This is a genomic window from Gardnerella sp. KA01001, from assembly GCF_049244025.1.
Taxonomy (GTDB): domain Bacteria; phylum Actinomycetota; class Actinomycetes; order Actinomycetales; family Bifidobacteriaceae; genus Bifidobacterium; species Bifidobacterium swidsinskii.
On record NZ_CP058366.1, the window covers coordinates 277,969 to 293,885 of the forward strand.

General features: G+C 42.1%; 13 protein-coding genes. 4 read left to right on the top strand and 9 right to left on the bottom strand.

Features of this window, described 5'->3' with window-relative positions:
- Nucleotides 1–23: 23 nt before the first annotated feature.
- Nucleotides 24–206: a hypothetical protein gene (locus tag HXT59_RS01300; RefSeq protein WP_421783950.1), complete on the bottom strand. Its 183-nt coding sequence runs from the start codon at nucleotides 204–206 to the stop codon at nucleotides 24–26.
- Nucleotides 207–590: 384 nt separating this feature from the next.
- Here HXT59_RS01300 and HXT59_RS01305 point away from each other — a divergent pair, with 384 nt between their 5' ends.
- The 3 genes from HXT59_RS01305 to HXT59_RS01315 all read left to right on the top strand — a co-directional run bounded on the left by HXT59_RS01305 (nucleotide 591) and on the right by HXT59_RS01315 (nucleotide 3,513).
- Entirely contained in the window at nucleotides 591–872 is a 282-nt protein-coding gene (locus HXT59_RS01305) for a hypothetical protein (protein ID WP_421783952.1), read from the top strand.
- A gap of 190 nt (nucleotides 873–1,062) precedes the next feature.
- Entirely contained in the window at nucleotides 1,063–2,355 is a 1,293-nt protein-coding gene (locus HXT59_RS01310) for an MFS transporter (RefSeq protein ID WP_004109964.1), read from the top strand.
- Between the two features lie 609 nt (nucleotides 2,356–2,964).
- The gene (locus HXT59_RS01315; RefSeq protein ID WP_231130963.1) at nucleotides 2,965–3,513 is read left to right on the top strand and encodes a hypothetical protein; all 549 of its coding nucleotides are present in this window, start codon (nucleotides 2,965–2,967) and stop codon (nucleotides 3,511–3,513) included.
- 735 nt (nucleotides 3,514–4,248) lie between these two features.
- On the opposite strand, the gene HXT59_RS01320 is transcribed toward HXT59_RS01315, so the two are convergent.
- The 4 genes from HXT59_RS01320 to HXT59_RS01335 all read right to left on the bottom strand — a co-directional run bounded on the left by HXT59_RS01320 (nucleotide 4,249) and on the right by HXT59_RS01335 (nucleotide 8,773).
- The gene (locus HXT59_RS01320) at nucleotides 4,249–4,587 is read right to left on the bottom strand and encodes a hypothetical protein (protein WP_004109968.1); all 339 of its coding nucleotides are present in this window, start codon (nucleotides 4,585–4,587) and stop codon (nucleotides 4,249–4,251) included.
- Between the two features lie 266 nt (nucleotides 4,588–4,853).
- Entirely contained in the window at nucleotides 4,854–5,879 is a 1,026-nt protein-coding gene (locus HXT59_RS01325; protein ID WP_064621456.1) for a tetratricopeptide repeat protein, read from the bottom strand.
- Nucleotides 5,880–5,919: 40 nt separating this feature from the next.
- Complete coding sequence (locus HXT59_RS01330) at nucleotides 5,920–6,984, bottom strand: hypothetical protein (RefSeq protein WP_004109972.1); 1,065 nt, start codon at nucleotides 6,982–6,984, stop codon at nucleotides 5,920–5,922.
- Nucleotides 6,977–8,773 carry a hypothetical protein gene (locus HXT59_RS01335; protein ID WP_064621457.1) on the bottom strand — a complete coding sequence of 599 codons (1,797 nt, stop codon included), beginning with the start codon at nucleotides 8,771–8,773 and terminating at the stop codon, nucleotides 6,977–6,979. The genes HXT59_RS01330 and HXT59_RS01335 overlap by 8 nt, the downstream gene beginning before the upstream one ends.
- A 79-nt stretch (nucleotides 8,774–8,852) precedes the next feature.
- On the opposite strand from HXT59_RS01335, the gene HXT59_RS01340 reads away from it, so the two are divergent.
- On the top strand, nucleotides 8,853–9,842 hold the full coding sequence (locus HXT59_RS01340; RefSeq protein WP_004109977.1) for an FKBP-type peptidyl-prolyl cis-trans isomerase: 990 nt from the start codon (nucleotides 8,853–8,855) through the stop codon (nucleotides 9,840–9,842).
- Between the two features lie 97 nt (nucleotides 9,843–9,939).
- Here HXT59_RS01340 and nucS read toward each other — a convergent pair whose 3' ends face one another.
- From nucS to HXT59_RS01360, 4 genes are all read right to left on the bottom strand, one after another.
- Nucleotides 9,940–10,647 (bottom strand): endonuclease NucS, encoded by a 708-nt coding sequence (nucS, locus tag HXT59_RS01345; protein ID WP_064621458.1) that lies wholly within the window; start codon nucleotides 10,645–10,647, stop codon nucleotides 9,940–9,942.
- A gap of 36 nt (nucleotides 10,648–10,683) precedes the next feature.
- Complete coding sequence (locus HXT59_RS01350; protein ID WP_100066729.1) at nucleotides 10,684–12,117, bottom strand: amino acid permease; 1,434 nt, start codon at nucleotides 12,115–12,117, stop codon at nucleotides 10,684–10,686.
- A gap of 237 nt (nucleotides 12,118–12,354) precedes the next feature.
- Nucleotides 12,355–15,108 carry an FtsX-like permease family protein gene (locus HXT59_RS01355; protein ID WP_421783954.1) on the bottom strand — a complete coding sequence of 918 codons (2,754 nt, stop codon included), beginning with the start codon at nucleotides 15,106–15,108 and terminating at the stop codon, nucleotides 12,355–12,357.
- 13 nt (nucleotides 15,109–15,121) lie between these two features.
- Complete coding sequence (locus tag HXT59_RS01360; protein WP_004105770.1) at nucleotides 15,122–15,823, bottom strand: ABC transporter ATP-binding protein; 702 nt, start codon at nucleotides 15,821–15,823, stop codon at nucleotides 15,122–15,124.
- Nucleotides 15,824–15,917: the final 94 nt, after the last annotated feature.

The following is a 15,917-nucleotide window of genomic DNA, read 5'->3' on the forward strand; positions in this document are numbered from 1 at the left end:
CGATAACGGTGTCAGACCGTCTGTTATTTTTTGCACAGGCTGGAATGCCGTCCACCCTCATCGGGAGCAAAAGGATTGAACGCTGCATCAACAGGCGGGAAAACACCGACTACACACAGTCCGGCATGCCAGAACAAGTACACAAGCAAGTCAGCATATTCCTCGACCAGATGGCGAGCAGAGTTGAGGGTTTTGATTGAAGCCAAGCGTTACACCTTATCCACCAATTCCACAGAAAGAATCCTGACATACGAATAGCCGGACTCTGCCAAACAGTAGGGATATCAGAAAACACGTACTACGAGCTGAGACTGGTAAATAGTTAAGGTCTAATAATGTACTACTAATTTTTATATAAAATTATTCCACAATAAGAGACACACTTGGAAAGAATGCGAATCCTGTATTAGGATTATTTGTATCTTCATAGATGAATATGCAAATAAGATACAGCATTGTTCTTATGAAAGGAGGCAAAGATGAACAAGAATAGCAAGCGCGGCGGAATCAACCCACGACCTCGACCATATCCTCATATGATTTAGGCATAATTTATCCGCACATATTCACACCAAAGGTTAATAATGAACATGACTTCGTACGAAGAAATGTTTGATGAGTATGTGAAATCAAGTGCAGCATATTGCGCTTCTCTATTTGAAGCAACAGAATATTTTTTCAAAGCAAATGCTGCACTTGAAGCCACTATCGTCAGTACAAACACAGCGAAAACATCCACCATCCATTCAATACAAGAATATTTCGAGACATGTAAAATATCGCTTATTAAAACAATTGATTTGCTACGGACATTCCAAGAAATACATACGACTATCCCTGGAGAGCAAGTAGAAGTCGATTTCGCACAATAATACTTCTATATAAAGAAAACATTATCTTGCGTCGAGCAGATTATTCAACTCTTTAGCACAGTGCGTGATGACAAGAACCTACAGCAACAGATTTGGGATAACGACGACTTTACAACATACTTCACTACTAGTGCCGATAGCATCTCTCAAGCAATAATTTGGCAATGTAATTTCGCGAAACGAGCAAACCTTGACGAATCTATTTAAACCTTACCGCGGATATCTGCGTTTAGCAGCTAGTGATTTTCTTTCTAACTATGCAACTACACTAGCCTCAACTACTATTCAATTATGGCTATTGAACTCACTTTTTATCGGTTTTCAGCAGTCAAGCCATTATTTATCGCTTTACCTCACCCTCACTGCAATAAGTGAATTAGTAGCAGGCCTTTTCTCAGGAGCACTAGCTGAGCATGTAGGAATTTTCAGGACAACAGTTGCTGCATGCTTAGCAAGAATGATTGCGGGATTATGTATTATCGCAATTGTATCGGTATCCTTCTCAACCCCATCTGCTAACAAGTTGCTCCTATTTTGGTGTGTTTGTATACTTGTAATGGTTACGACAGCATGTGATACTTTCTATTTTCCTGCTATTACTTCCTTTGTTAATCGTGTAACAAAAAATGATGATCTTATTAATGTTCTTTCACTTCTTCGCTTTACAAGCCTCATGGGTACATTAGTAGGACCAGCAGTTGCAGGTTTTGCGAGTAGTAAATATTTATACATTCCAATTCTATTTACAGAAACTATCGCATTAGCAGGAATAATAATTTTTATTTATTTTATTTACAAGCATGCAGTTAGAACCGGAATTTATACTTCAGACGTCGCAGATGAAAATCCAGAATATTCTCAAGGCTTTTTGGCAACTTGGGCTAGGGGAATGGCAACATTTGTAAAAAACCAAACGTACAGGACTTTAGCTCCATTTGCAATACTCGAAGCTATCGCATCTACTGGCATAAGCTTTGCTGGAGTCCTCTTATTCTCAATGGTTCTACATAGTGCAGAAGGATATGGCTGGTATTTAAGCGCAATGTCACTTGGGTATGCCCTCAGCTATCTCATCGCGCCAAAAGTGTCCAGCAAAATGTCCTTCTCTATGCTACTCACTCTTTCACATATACTAGTGACTCTTTCTATAATAGGACTGGCATTAGCGCCTAACGCTATAGCAGCAGCCGTGTTTGGTTTCCTTTTTGCTTTCTTCCAAGGAGTAGTAAATCCACCATTCCAAACAGTATTTATTCATGTAGTAGATGATAATCTCGTTGGACAGGTAATGTCTGTATTCATCTCAGTTGTTGCCGCTATAGGAGCAGTAAGCTATCCGCTATGGGATTACGCTTATTCCCACATGACCATTCCATCTCTACATGCAGAGTCAGGAATAATTGTCATAGCTGCTCTTATCCACTTTATACTGGTGCTTATCTGCATATTCGATAAGCGATTGCGTTCAATTAAAGCAGAATAAGATGCAATAAATATTGTAAATACGAGCACAACTACAAGCTGCGCTGTGAAAGTTCACTACAGAAGTTTCACAGCGCAGCTTATTTTTAAATTAGAACGCTTTCAATTCAGACATCTAAGTTAACCGAGTGAACCATACTTTATCTGTCATAGAGTGTTCATTTGTGCCGTGAGCAAATAGCACCAACATCTATATCTAGGATATTTATAACTGATGTCCCGTCTGTAAATTCTTTTGACTAACATCATGAGAATTAAAAGAAATATCAGCACCATACCCGGATCCACTAAAAAGTCTGGGCGGCTATTGTCTCCACGAGTTTCACTCGTGGAGACTGTACTGTTGTGGCGCAGCAAGAATGCTGCCACCGGTCGCCGCCCCCACTTTCTCGTGTTGGTAGCCCAGAGGCTAGCACACCCAGTCCAAAGACCACACGCCAGCCTTGTCACGCCACCCAACAAGCTCACCCCTGCCAGCCCATTCCACAACATGTTCCACGGGCTGACCGGAGTCGAGCCTGGAGCGTCGCACAAGGACTGGGAGTGTTCTTGTGGGTTTACGGGTGTGCCTGCCCTGGAACTACCAACACACAAGGAAAGGATAAAAAAAATGGTTACCATCAACAGCGACCACACGGTCACACTCCTAATAGGAGAGGTAGAAGCTCTCGTAGCATTCCACAACTACCTAGCAGGCTTTACCACGAAAGGATTGGACGAGAACACACTACGCTACGGTATCCAAGCATTAAGCAGTCTCCTCATCGTGCGTGACATGTTCCTTATTGATAGTTTCCATGGCTGCACCATGCAAGACTTCCTCGATAACGTTGAGCACCCATTCGCTGAGAAAACTGTCCACTATGTGCGTTCAAGCCTCGACCTGGTTTTTAGAGATGACAATTTCACCCTCGACACACGGCGCATCCATCGTGCAATAGCACTGCTGACCACCATGCTGGAACTTAAAGGATTAAGTCAGAGGGAAACTGTCACAGTCTATGGCACACTGTCATACTTGTATTGGCTGAAAAATGACACGACAAACGCTCGTATCACAGCCCAGAAAGCACTCACGATAGACGAGAAGTACTGGCTTGCACGCATCACTACTACAGCGCTCCTTCACCACATCACACCCCACTGGTGCCAGAAGTAAGCAGAGGGTTTGCTGGCAGAAAAAGAAGCGCAACTTTTTCTGCCAGCCCCTGGTGGCTTATCGCAGCCACCCCCCCGCGCGGGGCGCGTCTTACCCCTAGGGCATGCCCTGAACAAAATTCCATAAATTTTAGGGCATTACCCCCAGGAGCAAGCCGCGCTATTACCACGCGAGAAGGGTGGCTACTATGCTTCCATAAGTTCACACAAAGATGTGTGAACCAGCCGCCACCAGCAGAACAAAGAATCTGCCACCACTATCATGGCGGCAGACCCATTATCATCGCATGGAACACCTGCGGTGTACTCTCATTTTTTGCTTTTTATGACGTGTTCTTGACACTTCCCACTCTAAAAAACGGGTCACTTCCGCCAACTTCCCCGCGTCCTCCACTCGCGTTACGGACACGCGCGAAGCTAGGGCCCGCAAGGGGTTGGCTCCAGCGCATTCCGTTTTTGTCCCTTCCAGTGTTCAACAACACGAACGAAAAATAATCACACCAGGGTTTTTATATAAAACCAAACCATAAGAAAAATCATATACAAGTAGAAAGGAAAACAAGAATGAAAATTAACAGCAAGCCAGTCACCGGCACAAGCTTCGCATACGACGGATGCCACAAAATCTACATCTGCGAAAACACACAAGATGAGCAAGACGCGCAAAAAACCGGATACACCATCCACCCCATAAGCGAGCTTGAAAACACATACGAAAACTCGTGCGACCTACGCTTCATCCACAACTGGACACTCGATAAAGACTATGTCTCCCAACTAGAGCCCGCCTTATTCCAAGAATAGCCCATGCTTCACCAGAAAGCGCCGTATTTAATGCAATGCAGAAGTCTGCAACATTATTGTTAGCAAGCTCTACGCTATCAATCGTTGTGACAAGTTTTTCGCGCAACTGTTGCGTAGTAGTATGTGCCCAATTCATTTGAGCATCAGGATTAAGAGAGCGAATCTCTTCCCGTTTTTCCTCGTCAAACTGGAGAGCTGCGGAAGGAGCATTAAACGTTACAAGATCGTTGACGTTATCATCTGGGTTGGTTAAAATATTAAGTACTTTCATCAAAAGACTCCGCATTGTTTCTTGATGAAAAGGCTTATTCGATAGCTCAGAGGTATTGCTCTGAGCTATCTTAATTTTTAGGAAAGGAAAGATATTAAAATTTGTGGCTTTGTAAGAGATTAGTTAGGAAACCCAGAGGTCCATGGTTCAAATCCATGCCCCGCTACTAAAGCCAAGAACCACACAAATTTCTCACGATTGTTGTGGTTCTTGGCTTTTTTGTTTAATACTACATAAGTCGTCAAAAATGCGTCATCGCGCAATAATCAGTAAAGAAGAATTGCAAGACGGCGACGAGCACGCGCAAGACGCTCATCATCTGCAGGAAGTATGGCAAAATACTCAAGCATACGAGAACGAATAGCATCCGCATCGCTCTTATGACCAGATGCAAGGAAGTCAAGCAGTCGCCCAAAAGCGTCATCAATATGACCGTCAATCATATCTACATCTGCTACTGCAAGCTGCGAATCTAAATCATCCTTATTATCGCCAGCAGCCTTTCTAACCGCAGCAACATCAGTATTAGTATTACGCGAAAGCAACAAAGCTTTTGCATGTTCACGCGATGCGAGCACATCATGAGGATCCGCTTCCATTACTTTTGCATACTCACGTGCAGCACCTTCATAATCACCCTTCATAGCAAGCGAATGAGCTTGCTCATGAGCAGGCGGAACACTCTCAACAGAATTATTCTCGGAACTATCTTGATCTGAGTCTTTAGACGTTTCAGACTTTTTCTCAACCGAGGATTCCACAAAAGGAGCAGTTCCAGCAACACCAGAGCGTTCAGCAACCTGAACCAATTGCGGCAAAATAGTGCCACAAATCTGCTGTAATTCCTCATCGCTAGGTAAACCTTGCGCAATAGGCATAGGGCGTCCGCCAATTAAACCGTAAATTGCAGGAAGCTGCTGCGCTTGCAATGCTTGAGCAATACTTGGGCTTTCATCAGAATCGATACGAGCTAACTGCATACGACCGTCAAGCGCGTTAACAGCATCCGCTAATTTCTGCGCCACATCATAATAGGCCTCGTCATTAGCTTGCCAAAGCAAAATAACAATTGGGAAACTTACAGACGTTTGCACCATCGCCTGAAAAGACTGCTCATTAACATCGATTACATAGCCGCCAGCTTTTGGAGCAGAAGAACCAGTAGAACCCGATGCAGCTTTAGCAGCTTGCTTAGCTTGAGCTTCTACGCGACGCTTTACGCCTTCTAAATCTACAGCCCCAGCAAGCGAAAATCCGCCAGGATTCATGCCTTGCGCTTTGCTACTCACCATTTTTCCTCTTTTCCAAGCACACTACATTGCACTTACAAATTTATAAAGCTTCTACCTTAATAGGCTGACGCTCAGCACCAACAGGAATAATCTTCATATGAGAACTAGCTGGAGGAACTACTAGAGCAATAACATTTACGTAAGTTACTCGCATAGTACCTTTTGCTTTACCGTCGCCAAATAATGCTTTTTCTTCATCAGAAGCAGGACGAGATTCACGCCCTTCACCAGCTTTACGAGTCCACACAGAATCTATGCGCGCAACAACCAAATCACTTCCATCGCTTGAACGCATAATGCTTATTTGTTTGAGATTTGGTGTAAAGACTTGTTCTTGAGAGCCTTTATTTCGCTCCATTCCAGCTTGCACTGCTTTAGAAAGTTCAACTAACTTTTTACGCAAATAATCGTCAGCAAAATGCTTTGCGTACTTGCTGTTTTCACCATTTTGTAAAACGTCAGCGTACGCAGCTACCGCTTCATCTGGAGTCATCACCAAACCAGTATCGTTAGATTTACCCATTGAAGAACCAATACTTGGCACAGCAAATTTAGGAAGATGCACTCCAGGGAATAAGCGCGCAACAGCCCAAAGTTTATAATTCGAACGCGCTCTCTGTTGACGTAAAACCAGCAAACGTTTTGACTGCTGATCTTTAGTAGTAGTTGTAATAGTCATTAAATCTCTTGGCCAACCAGAATTAGTTGGCACAATAGTTTGCGCGGCTTCACGCGGAATAGTGGCCTTAGGATCTAAGTTTCCAGTTTTGTTTGCAATCGTAAGCTCGCTCGTACGAATATCGAGAGCAGGTCCAGAAACTGCTTGAGATAATGAATCCACATCTTTTTCGTCGTTTGCCTTTTCTAGAGTGCGAAGCAACCCCAAGCGGATATCTTTTTCTTGCAGCATAGTCACATTAGGTAACTCTTGATTACTACGCGCTTCAGCAGGTTTCGGCACCTGCCCATCGCAAGCAGATAATCCGGTTACCATAACCGTTGATACAACACATGCTATTAATGTGACTACGTTGTTGCGCAATACGCCTCTATTTTTACTTTTTACTCGGTGAATATCGACATTACTATTACGCATTTTACTCATTTCCTCGCTCACTTGAAGAATTACCGCGGTAGCCTTTCCCATTTTTTCTGTAGCGACCGTTACCGCCGTCTCCTCTAAACCCATTTCGTTTTATGCGAGACTGCTTATCGTTGCTATTTTTAGACGAATTTTGACGTTTGTTTGATTCTGAGTTGCGATAGTTTTCGTGCTCATTAAGCTTTTTCTTACTAGATTCATGTGAAATCTTGCTATTACTATCTGAAGGCTTGACCGTTTCTAAACGTTTCTTTGCAAACTTTTCAGAATTATTAGCATTATTTCTATCGTTCTGACGATTACGCCTCTTGTTATTCTGCTGTGCATACTTATTTTGCTGCTGACGCTTATTCTTATAATCGTTCAGACTATTGCCATCCGACGCGCTTGCGTAAGATTTTTTCTTATTTCGCGGAGTCTTAATATTCTGAGAATTCCGCTTATATTGCTTATTTTCTGAATTTGCTGATTCTGCTGAATTTCCAGAATATTTCGCATTTCCTATATCTTCCGCATTTGCTAAATCTTCTCCGTTTGCCGCAGCATCCTGATTGTGCAAATCATTAAATTCATCATCAGCATTGTCTAAATCATCTAAATAAGAATTATCGTCATGTTGCTGCATAAAGCGCGTGGCAAACGCAAGCATTTCATCTTGCGCAATAACAGTAGTTTCAGCCAAAGAATCAGTAGATGCAACCGCTGTAGAAGCAGACGCAATTCGAGTTTGCATACCATTTGAGTCGCCGCTTTGCATTGAATCTTTGCGACGACGCGCATGATCTCCATGCCTTGCGTGGCTTCCAGAATCCTTCTTGTGTCGTTTGTGACCAAAAATACCAGACATGGTTCCAGAAATCGCCTCAGCAAAGGTGACTTCGTCACGCTGTGCAGACTTTACTGCCAACACTCCTGAACGGCTAGCTATTAATTGCTTATTACGACGACGATGCGGAGCCATTGCAAAAATAGTTGCAGAAAGTATAGCTAATACTGCAAAAAGCACTCCTACAAAATATAAAGGCGTTGCAAAATCTGGAATTTGATTACGACGCCACCGCAATTCTACGGAAGCTTCCGGCACATTATCCCCCAAATCAATTAGCAAAACACGTCTAGCAGCCTGCGAGCGCAGTGAAGAAGAAGACGCATCATGACTATTTGACTTACTAGCGCGAGTGCCCGATTTAGGCATTGTGCCGCTTGCAACAGCATGATCATACGACGCAGAACCAGAAGATTGAACATAATCTGCAGTATTTATTGCCAATTTCGCTAAACCAAGCTGGCATGTAACTATAGGCCATAAATTAGATTCTTGGAATTTTACGTCAGGATCCTTAATGTCCACAGAGTCACCGGCTTGCACAGAGGTTTTACCAGACACTTCAGAAACTGAAAGATTATTCCAATCACGCAAACCAGTAATTCTTTGTACTGGAGAACCTGCCACCCAGCCTCTTACGTCTTTCGTTAAACCTACAGCAACACAAATAGGCTTACGCGTATGCAAAGCAGCAACACTAATACGAACCCTGTTATCTACAAGATTCAAAACACCAGGATCAGTGACAATATAACGAGTTCCAGATACGTTAGCGTACGCAATAACAACGTTGCTAGGCTTCCAAAATGTTGCGTTAGCAACTCCAAGAACAACGCTTAATACTGCAAGCAAAGCAAAAAATGGAGCTACAACGCCGCGCATGATTTTACTGCGCAAAGTGAGCCGTCGCATTGGTCGTCGCATTGGTCGTCCTTCTATATCAGAAGCATCTTCTATATTTGTCATAACGATACCATTCTACAGTCTTTTAATATTACTTGCATGTTTTGATGTAAAAATCAGTGTCAAGCGGTAATGTGAGGCTATGAAAAAAATCAAAACATTAGAACAAAAATCCTTTTTGCTTCGCACTTTTGCAACTATTAGTGCAGTGGCAATGTGTGTAGTACTCGCTTCATGCGGAGAAAGTTCCAACAACAAAAACAATTTAACTGATGAGAACGCTCAAAAAGCTGGAATGCAGTTGCTGGAAGGCGTAAGCGCATCTGGAGCACTTGGGAAAAAGCCTAAAATAACACTGAAAACGCCTGTAAAAGTAAAGCAAAATACTTATGCTGTTTTGCAACGAGGCAACGGAGAAACAATTAAAGAAGGCGATCGCGTATGCTCTCAGGGCATTGTGTTCGACTCCAAAACCGGCAAAGAGCTTATGAATACTTGGGAAAAAGGCAAAGCTGATTGCTCGATTTACATTAATAAAAATTCTACAAGCCGCCCATATTACGCTTTGATTAAAGGCAAGAAAATTAATACAACTATTGCTTTTGGCGTAAGTGAAGGATATAAAAATCCTTCATATGTTATGGTTCTTACAATGGTTTCGCGATCAAAGGCTATAACTAGAGCAACGGGCAAGGCTGTTACGAATATTCCCGCAAATTTGCCGAAGGTAACTCTTGATAAATCTGGAGCACCAACCTTAGATAAAAATAACTACGTTCCAGACGGAAAGCTTGTTTCTCAGACTTTGATTGAAGGAACCGGCAAAAAAGTAACTGCAAAAGACACAGTTTCTGCTCATTACACTGGCTGGACTACTGATAAAGACGGTAAATTGCATCAATTTGATTCTTCTTGGCTTCGTGGCATACCTGCAGACTTCCAACTTGCTGGAGGAGTAATCCCTGGTTGGACTAAAGGCTTAACTGGAAAGAAAGTTGGCTCCCAAGTTCTTTTGGTAATCCCACCAGAAGATGGCTATGGTAAAGAAGAAAAGAAGGACGCGCGCGGAAACGTAACTATTCCTGCAAATGCCACGCTGTACTTTGTAGTCGATATTCTCTATGCTTCGTGAGATTTGTAATTTTGCAAACTGTTGCAAAATTAACTAGCGATTCATAAATAATAAACCCCTCCTTCCCGAGGGGTTTTTACATATTTAGAACACATATTTAGAACAGACGAAGATCGTTGGACTCGACTCCACGCATTTCATCGTAATCCAATATTAAGCAAGTAAATCCACGATCCTCAGCCAAAACGCGAGCTTGCGGACTAATAGTTTGCGCAGCAAAAATACCTCTAACCGGCTTAAGTAACGGATCTCTATTCAGCAACTCACAATAACGCGTAAGTTGCTCAACGCCGTCGATACCGCCATGCCGCTTAATCTCAATAGCGACATGTACACCATCCGCGTCCTGAGCCATAATATCCACTGGGCCGATAGCCGTAGGATACTCACGGCGCACCAACGTTGCACCATCGCCGATTCGTTCAATCTGCTCAGCCAAGTAACGTTGCAAATGATCCTCAACACCATCTTTAATTAAGCCAGGATCCTCACCCAAATCGTAAGTATTATCGCTATAAACATGCTCGAGCGAAACCATAAGCAAATCATCGCTTTTAGCGGCAGCAACACGCAAAATACAGCCATCTACAACAACGCCAGCATCGGATTCGCCGCTATCTTCTTTACGTAAAACACGCATACTACAAGGAGCTACCATCCAATTAAGAGGTTTATACGCACCAAGCTCAGAAAAAATAAGTACGCTGCCATCTGCTTTAATAAGCAACACTCGCTTAGCTAAAGGAAGCGTGGCATTTAACCTACCTGTATACTCTGCACTGCAATCTGCAACAATAATTCGCACACAGCAAGCATAACAGAAATCAAGTAAAGAAGTACCTTACTTCCCCAAAGCTTCAGCTAAATCGCGATTCTGCCAATGTTGATGTAAGGCGCAGTATCCGCCGAACAATACGAGCCACACTAGTCCGCCAATTGCAGAAGCTCGCGTATCGTCGCTAATAAACAAAGTCACATACACAAAAGCAAAGAACGCTATAGTAAGAGAATTCAAAAGCTTATAATGCGGCATAACGAAGCCATCTGGCATAAAATCAGCAGATTCACGGTATTTACGATGCGTAACCATAATCAAAATATAAATCATGATTATCACTGCCGAAGAAGCCGAAGCAAACAAAATAAACGCACCATGAATACCAGGGATCGAATTAATAATTGGTGAAAGAAGAATCAAAGCAGACGAGAACAAAATCGCGCGAGCAGGAACCTTCGTGCGTGAAACCTTACGCAACTTACCCAAAAGAGGCGAAGGTGACTCAAGCGCGATTTGATACATGTGGCGACCAGCAGAATACAGCAAAGAATTAAGCGCAGAAGAAGCAGCTGTAATAACCACAAAGAACACAAGCGCAGAAGCCCAATGCAATCCCGCGTATTGGAACACCATAATGAATGGTGACATAAATACGCCTTCCGCATTCGTAGCCCTAAACTGTTGCCACGGCACAATAAGCATAATCGCTATGAGAGCACCAACATAGAAAACCAGAACGCGTACAATAATCTCGTTAACAGCCTTTGGCAAAACCTGGCGAGGATTCTTAGTTTCCGAAACAGTCACACCAACAAACTCAATAAGCTGGTACGCGTAAAACACCATTTGGAAGCTCATTAAGAAGGAAAGCCAGCCATTTGGCATAAGCGAGAAATTGTTGAAAATATTATCTAATCCAGCGTGACCAGCAGGACTCATTACACCACCATGCAAAGGAGTTGCAGAGTAATGGTAACCAATTAAAGCCATAACTACGGCTGTGACAATAAGAGCAACAATTAGCGTAATTTTAATCATTGAGAACCAAAACTCAGTTTCCCCAAATAGCTTTACAGCTACCAAATTTATGCACACTAAAGCCGCTAAAAATACTACTTCTATCAGCCATTTCCAATGACTTACGTCAATATCGAAAGTTTGGAAGAATGTGACACAATACGTACTAACTGCCGTAATTTCGCTCATACCAATAAGTACAAGCACAAACCAATACGACCATCCAGCAAAATTACCCCAACCTCTGCCAAGATAACGCGTAATAAAACTAATAAAAGTATGCTGGTTTGGATCCTTGTACATTAGCTCACCAATGCCACGCATCAGCAGGAACATGATCAAGCCCACAATAATGTAAACGAATACAATACTCGGACCTGTTAAGCTAATTGATTTTCCAGAACCAAGGAACAAACCTGTTCCAATTGTGCCGCCAATAGCAATAAATTGCACATGACGCTTGGTAAGACTACGCTCCATTTGGTTTGTATTGCTACTTGCATTTTCTTGCGCAGATACGCGAGAAGATTGGTTTGAAGATTGATTATGAGAAGATGTGCTATTGTGCGTCTCTGCAGATTCTGTTTGTTTAGAACCTACATTAATGTCACTATTCACAGTCTCACTCATTATTACAACTCCGTTCCTTAATAGCCACGAATTTCTAATTTTATAGGAACCCTTAACTATTCATTACGCATTCCACAATTCGCGCAACTATTCCACACTTTTAAGTGAGCTTACTGGATCTATGCGATCCAAAGCTGGGTTGGTAGCCCATTGCACAATTAACGCAAAAATTAGTGTTGCAACGCCAGCAATGCAATAGCTTAAAGGAGCTACTTCAACTTCAAAATACAAAGACGGCATACGAAGCGCGCTAGTCAACAATCCTGCAATAAGCCTTCCTAATGGCAATCCAACTGCAATGCCGATAACAGTTAAAGTAAGCATTTCTTTATGCACATAGGAATGAACTTCTCTACGATAAAAACCAAGAACTTTTAGCGTAGCCATTTCGCGAGTACGTTCCGAAATATTAGTACTTGCAAGAGTAAAAAGCACAGCTAAAGCTAAGCCAGCAGCCAAAGTTACGATTAAAGCAACAACAGCATTCATAAGATCAAAACTAAAAGCATGCTTCATACGCGTAATATTCATAACAGCAAGCACACCGTCACGTTCAGAAACCTTGTCGGCATATTTAATTTTATTATTATCGCTACCTCGCAAACGCAAAATTAACGCATTATGTTTCAAAAGCTTACTGTTTTCTCCATTAAATAAGCGTTCGTAGCAACGTTCAGTCATGTAAATATTAGAACCAATAAGATTACGAACAATAGCTTTAACTTTAACTTTCGCACGTTTAAAACTAGTATTCGTCACATTAATTTCACTACCACGAGTAATGTCCAGAGATGCAGCAGCACTTTGAGAAAGCAACGGACCTTCATCCGTAAGTTTAATAGCTTGCAAATTATTGCCCACATCCTGCAAATTTACAAGATAAGACAAAGCTTTTGTGTCTTTTACAACAATCAACTGCACGCTTTCAGCATCCTCAACATGACGACTATGCGACTTATTTGATTGATTTTTAGCTATTTCTCCAGAGCCCACATAAGCTGGAAGTATAGTTTCTACTTTATTATTTGACTTGTCTCGCTCAACGCTTTTCTTCATATTTTGGAAAGATCCTGGAGCCGAGATAGAAATCATATCGTATCGATAAATTCCCTCGTATTGGCGAATACCCAAGGTCGCAACAGTATCGTTCAAAGCAAGACCGCAAACAATAAGCGCTGTGCAACCGGCAACTCCACCAATAGTCATGCACAATCTGCCTTTGAATCGCGCCAAATTGCGAACAGTAACCTTATTTAAGAAACTCATTCGCTTCCAAATCCAAGGCAACCTTTCAAGAAGAACGCGAGAACCAGCTTTTGGAGCTTTTGGTCTTAACAAAGCTGCAGGAACTTGCTTTGTTTCTCGCCAACTAACAACGATTGTGCATATTGCAACAGGAATCACAAATGCTAGCACACACAAAGAGCCATATAGCCAGTCATACTTCAACCTAACGTCTGGAACGGCGTATAAACCACGCAAGATTTTTAGTAAAAGTGAAGGGATTGCAAGAAAACCCATAATATCGCCAATTCCGCCGCCAACAAAGCACGCAAATATTGCGAAGAAAGCATGTCTTGTTACTGCAGTAGAACGACCGTATCCCAAACTTAAGTATGTGCCAATAAGCCCTCGCTCTTCTTCAACCATACGAGCCATAGCAGTTAAACTCATCATCATTGCTACAACCAGAAATACTGCCGGGAAAGCGTATCCAAGTGACTGTATTGAAGCAACGTCAGAACGCAAACTCGCATAACTATCGTTAGCTATACGAGTAGATATATGCCATTGAGCTTGAGGAACACGTTTTTGAATCTCTGACTTAATTTGTTTACGAATTTGCTTTTTTGCCTGCTCTTTAACAAAATTTGGAGCGCGCTGAAGCCTAGGATCGTTTGCAATAATGTTTTTTACTTCTGAGTTAACTTGTTTGTCGATAATTTGATTACGTCGAGCTGTTTCTCGCTTAGATTGCACGCGTTTTTGAATCTGTTCAGATGCATCGTCGACAATGCCCCGATAATCTTTAGAAAAAACATTGACATGTTGAGTATCATTCAAACGTACCGATATTGCTGTATACGGCAAGCCGGTCACGTTATCAGGAGCAGCAGAAGTAAATATTGGATATCTAGACGTCACAGAGTTGCGAAATGCTTTAGATTGATAGCCATCAGGATTGTTTAAATCGTTACTATCTAGCACGCTACCAGTTATGCGCAAACGATAAGTTTTAGACTTTGAATTAGAAGAATCAAGATTTCCAACGCCCACATTTTGCTGCATGTTGACTACTATCACATTGCCAATGCTCAAGCCACTATCGTGTAAAAATCGCTGAGTTACAACAGCTTCACTATTATTTTTAGGCATATTGCCCTTAAGCAAATGCAAACGATTAAGATTTTTTTGCGATTCTACATAATGCACGAAATTCATTGCGTATGAAGACTTTGCATCATCTGTTGCGTGCGCTGTTGCTTTCCAAGAACGCTCTGCTTCAACTTCGCTCACACTTGGCAACGCGCGTAATGCTGCAACATCGTCTTTAGTTAAACCAAGAGTAGATACGATTTGCAAATCATAAGCATGCAATTTCGCATACATATCGTTAGTAGCGAGAAACATGTCGTTGCAGCCTGCATAAATACCAGTCATAACAGCAACGCCAAGCATTGCAATAACCGCAAGAACACAGAAGCGACGCCATTCGCGAACCCACATTCTAATTGCGCTAATAAATACTATTGGCAGCAATGAGTGCGTGCACTTACCTTCACTGCCATTATTGGCATTTTTATTATCAGATTGCTTTGAAACTGCTGTTACTTTCCGCATAACAACCACCTAATCACCACTCAATATCGGCTATAGCCATAGGATGTTCTTGCACAGTTTCGTCTACAACTTTTCCAGAACGGAAACGAACAACTTTGTGAGCCATCGGAGCAATGGCAGCATTATGAGTAATAATCAGCACTGTCATGCCTTCAGTTCGGCAAATATCTTGCAATAATTGCAATACTGCCTTACCTGTTTCATAATCCAAGGCACCAGTAGGCTCGTCACATAACAATAATTTAGGTTTTTTAGCAAGAGCGCGCGCAATAGATACGCGTTGCTGCTCACCGCCAGAAAGTTGAGCTGGGAAATTATGTAGTCTTTCTTTCAAGCCAACATCAATAAGCGTTTGAGCAGGGTCAAAATGATCTGCACAAATTTGCGAAGCTAACTCTACATTTTCAAGAGCAGTTAAATTTGGAACTAAATTATAAAATTGAAAAACAAAACCAATGTCTTCTCTGCGGTAGCGAACCAAATTACGACCTTTTAGCTTAGTAACATCGCAATCGCCAACAACAACACGACCGCTTGTCGCAGTATCCATACCGCCCAAAATATTTAATGCTGTAGTTTTTCCAGCGCCAGATGCACCTAAGATTACTGTAAGCTCACCGCTTTGTGCAGTAAAACTGGCATCATCTAAAGCTCGCACAGCACCAGAACCTGATGGGTATTCTTTCACTACATGATCAAAAGTTATATATGCCACAATGCACCTTCACAATATGAGAAACTATAAAAATTCAACTTCTCTTTATTTGTATTATCTACCGTTATATTTCGTACTATTTTACTAAATGAGC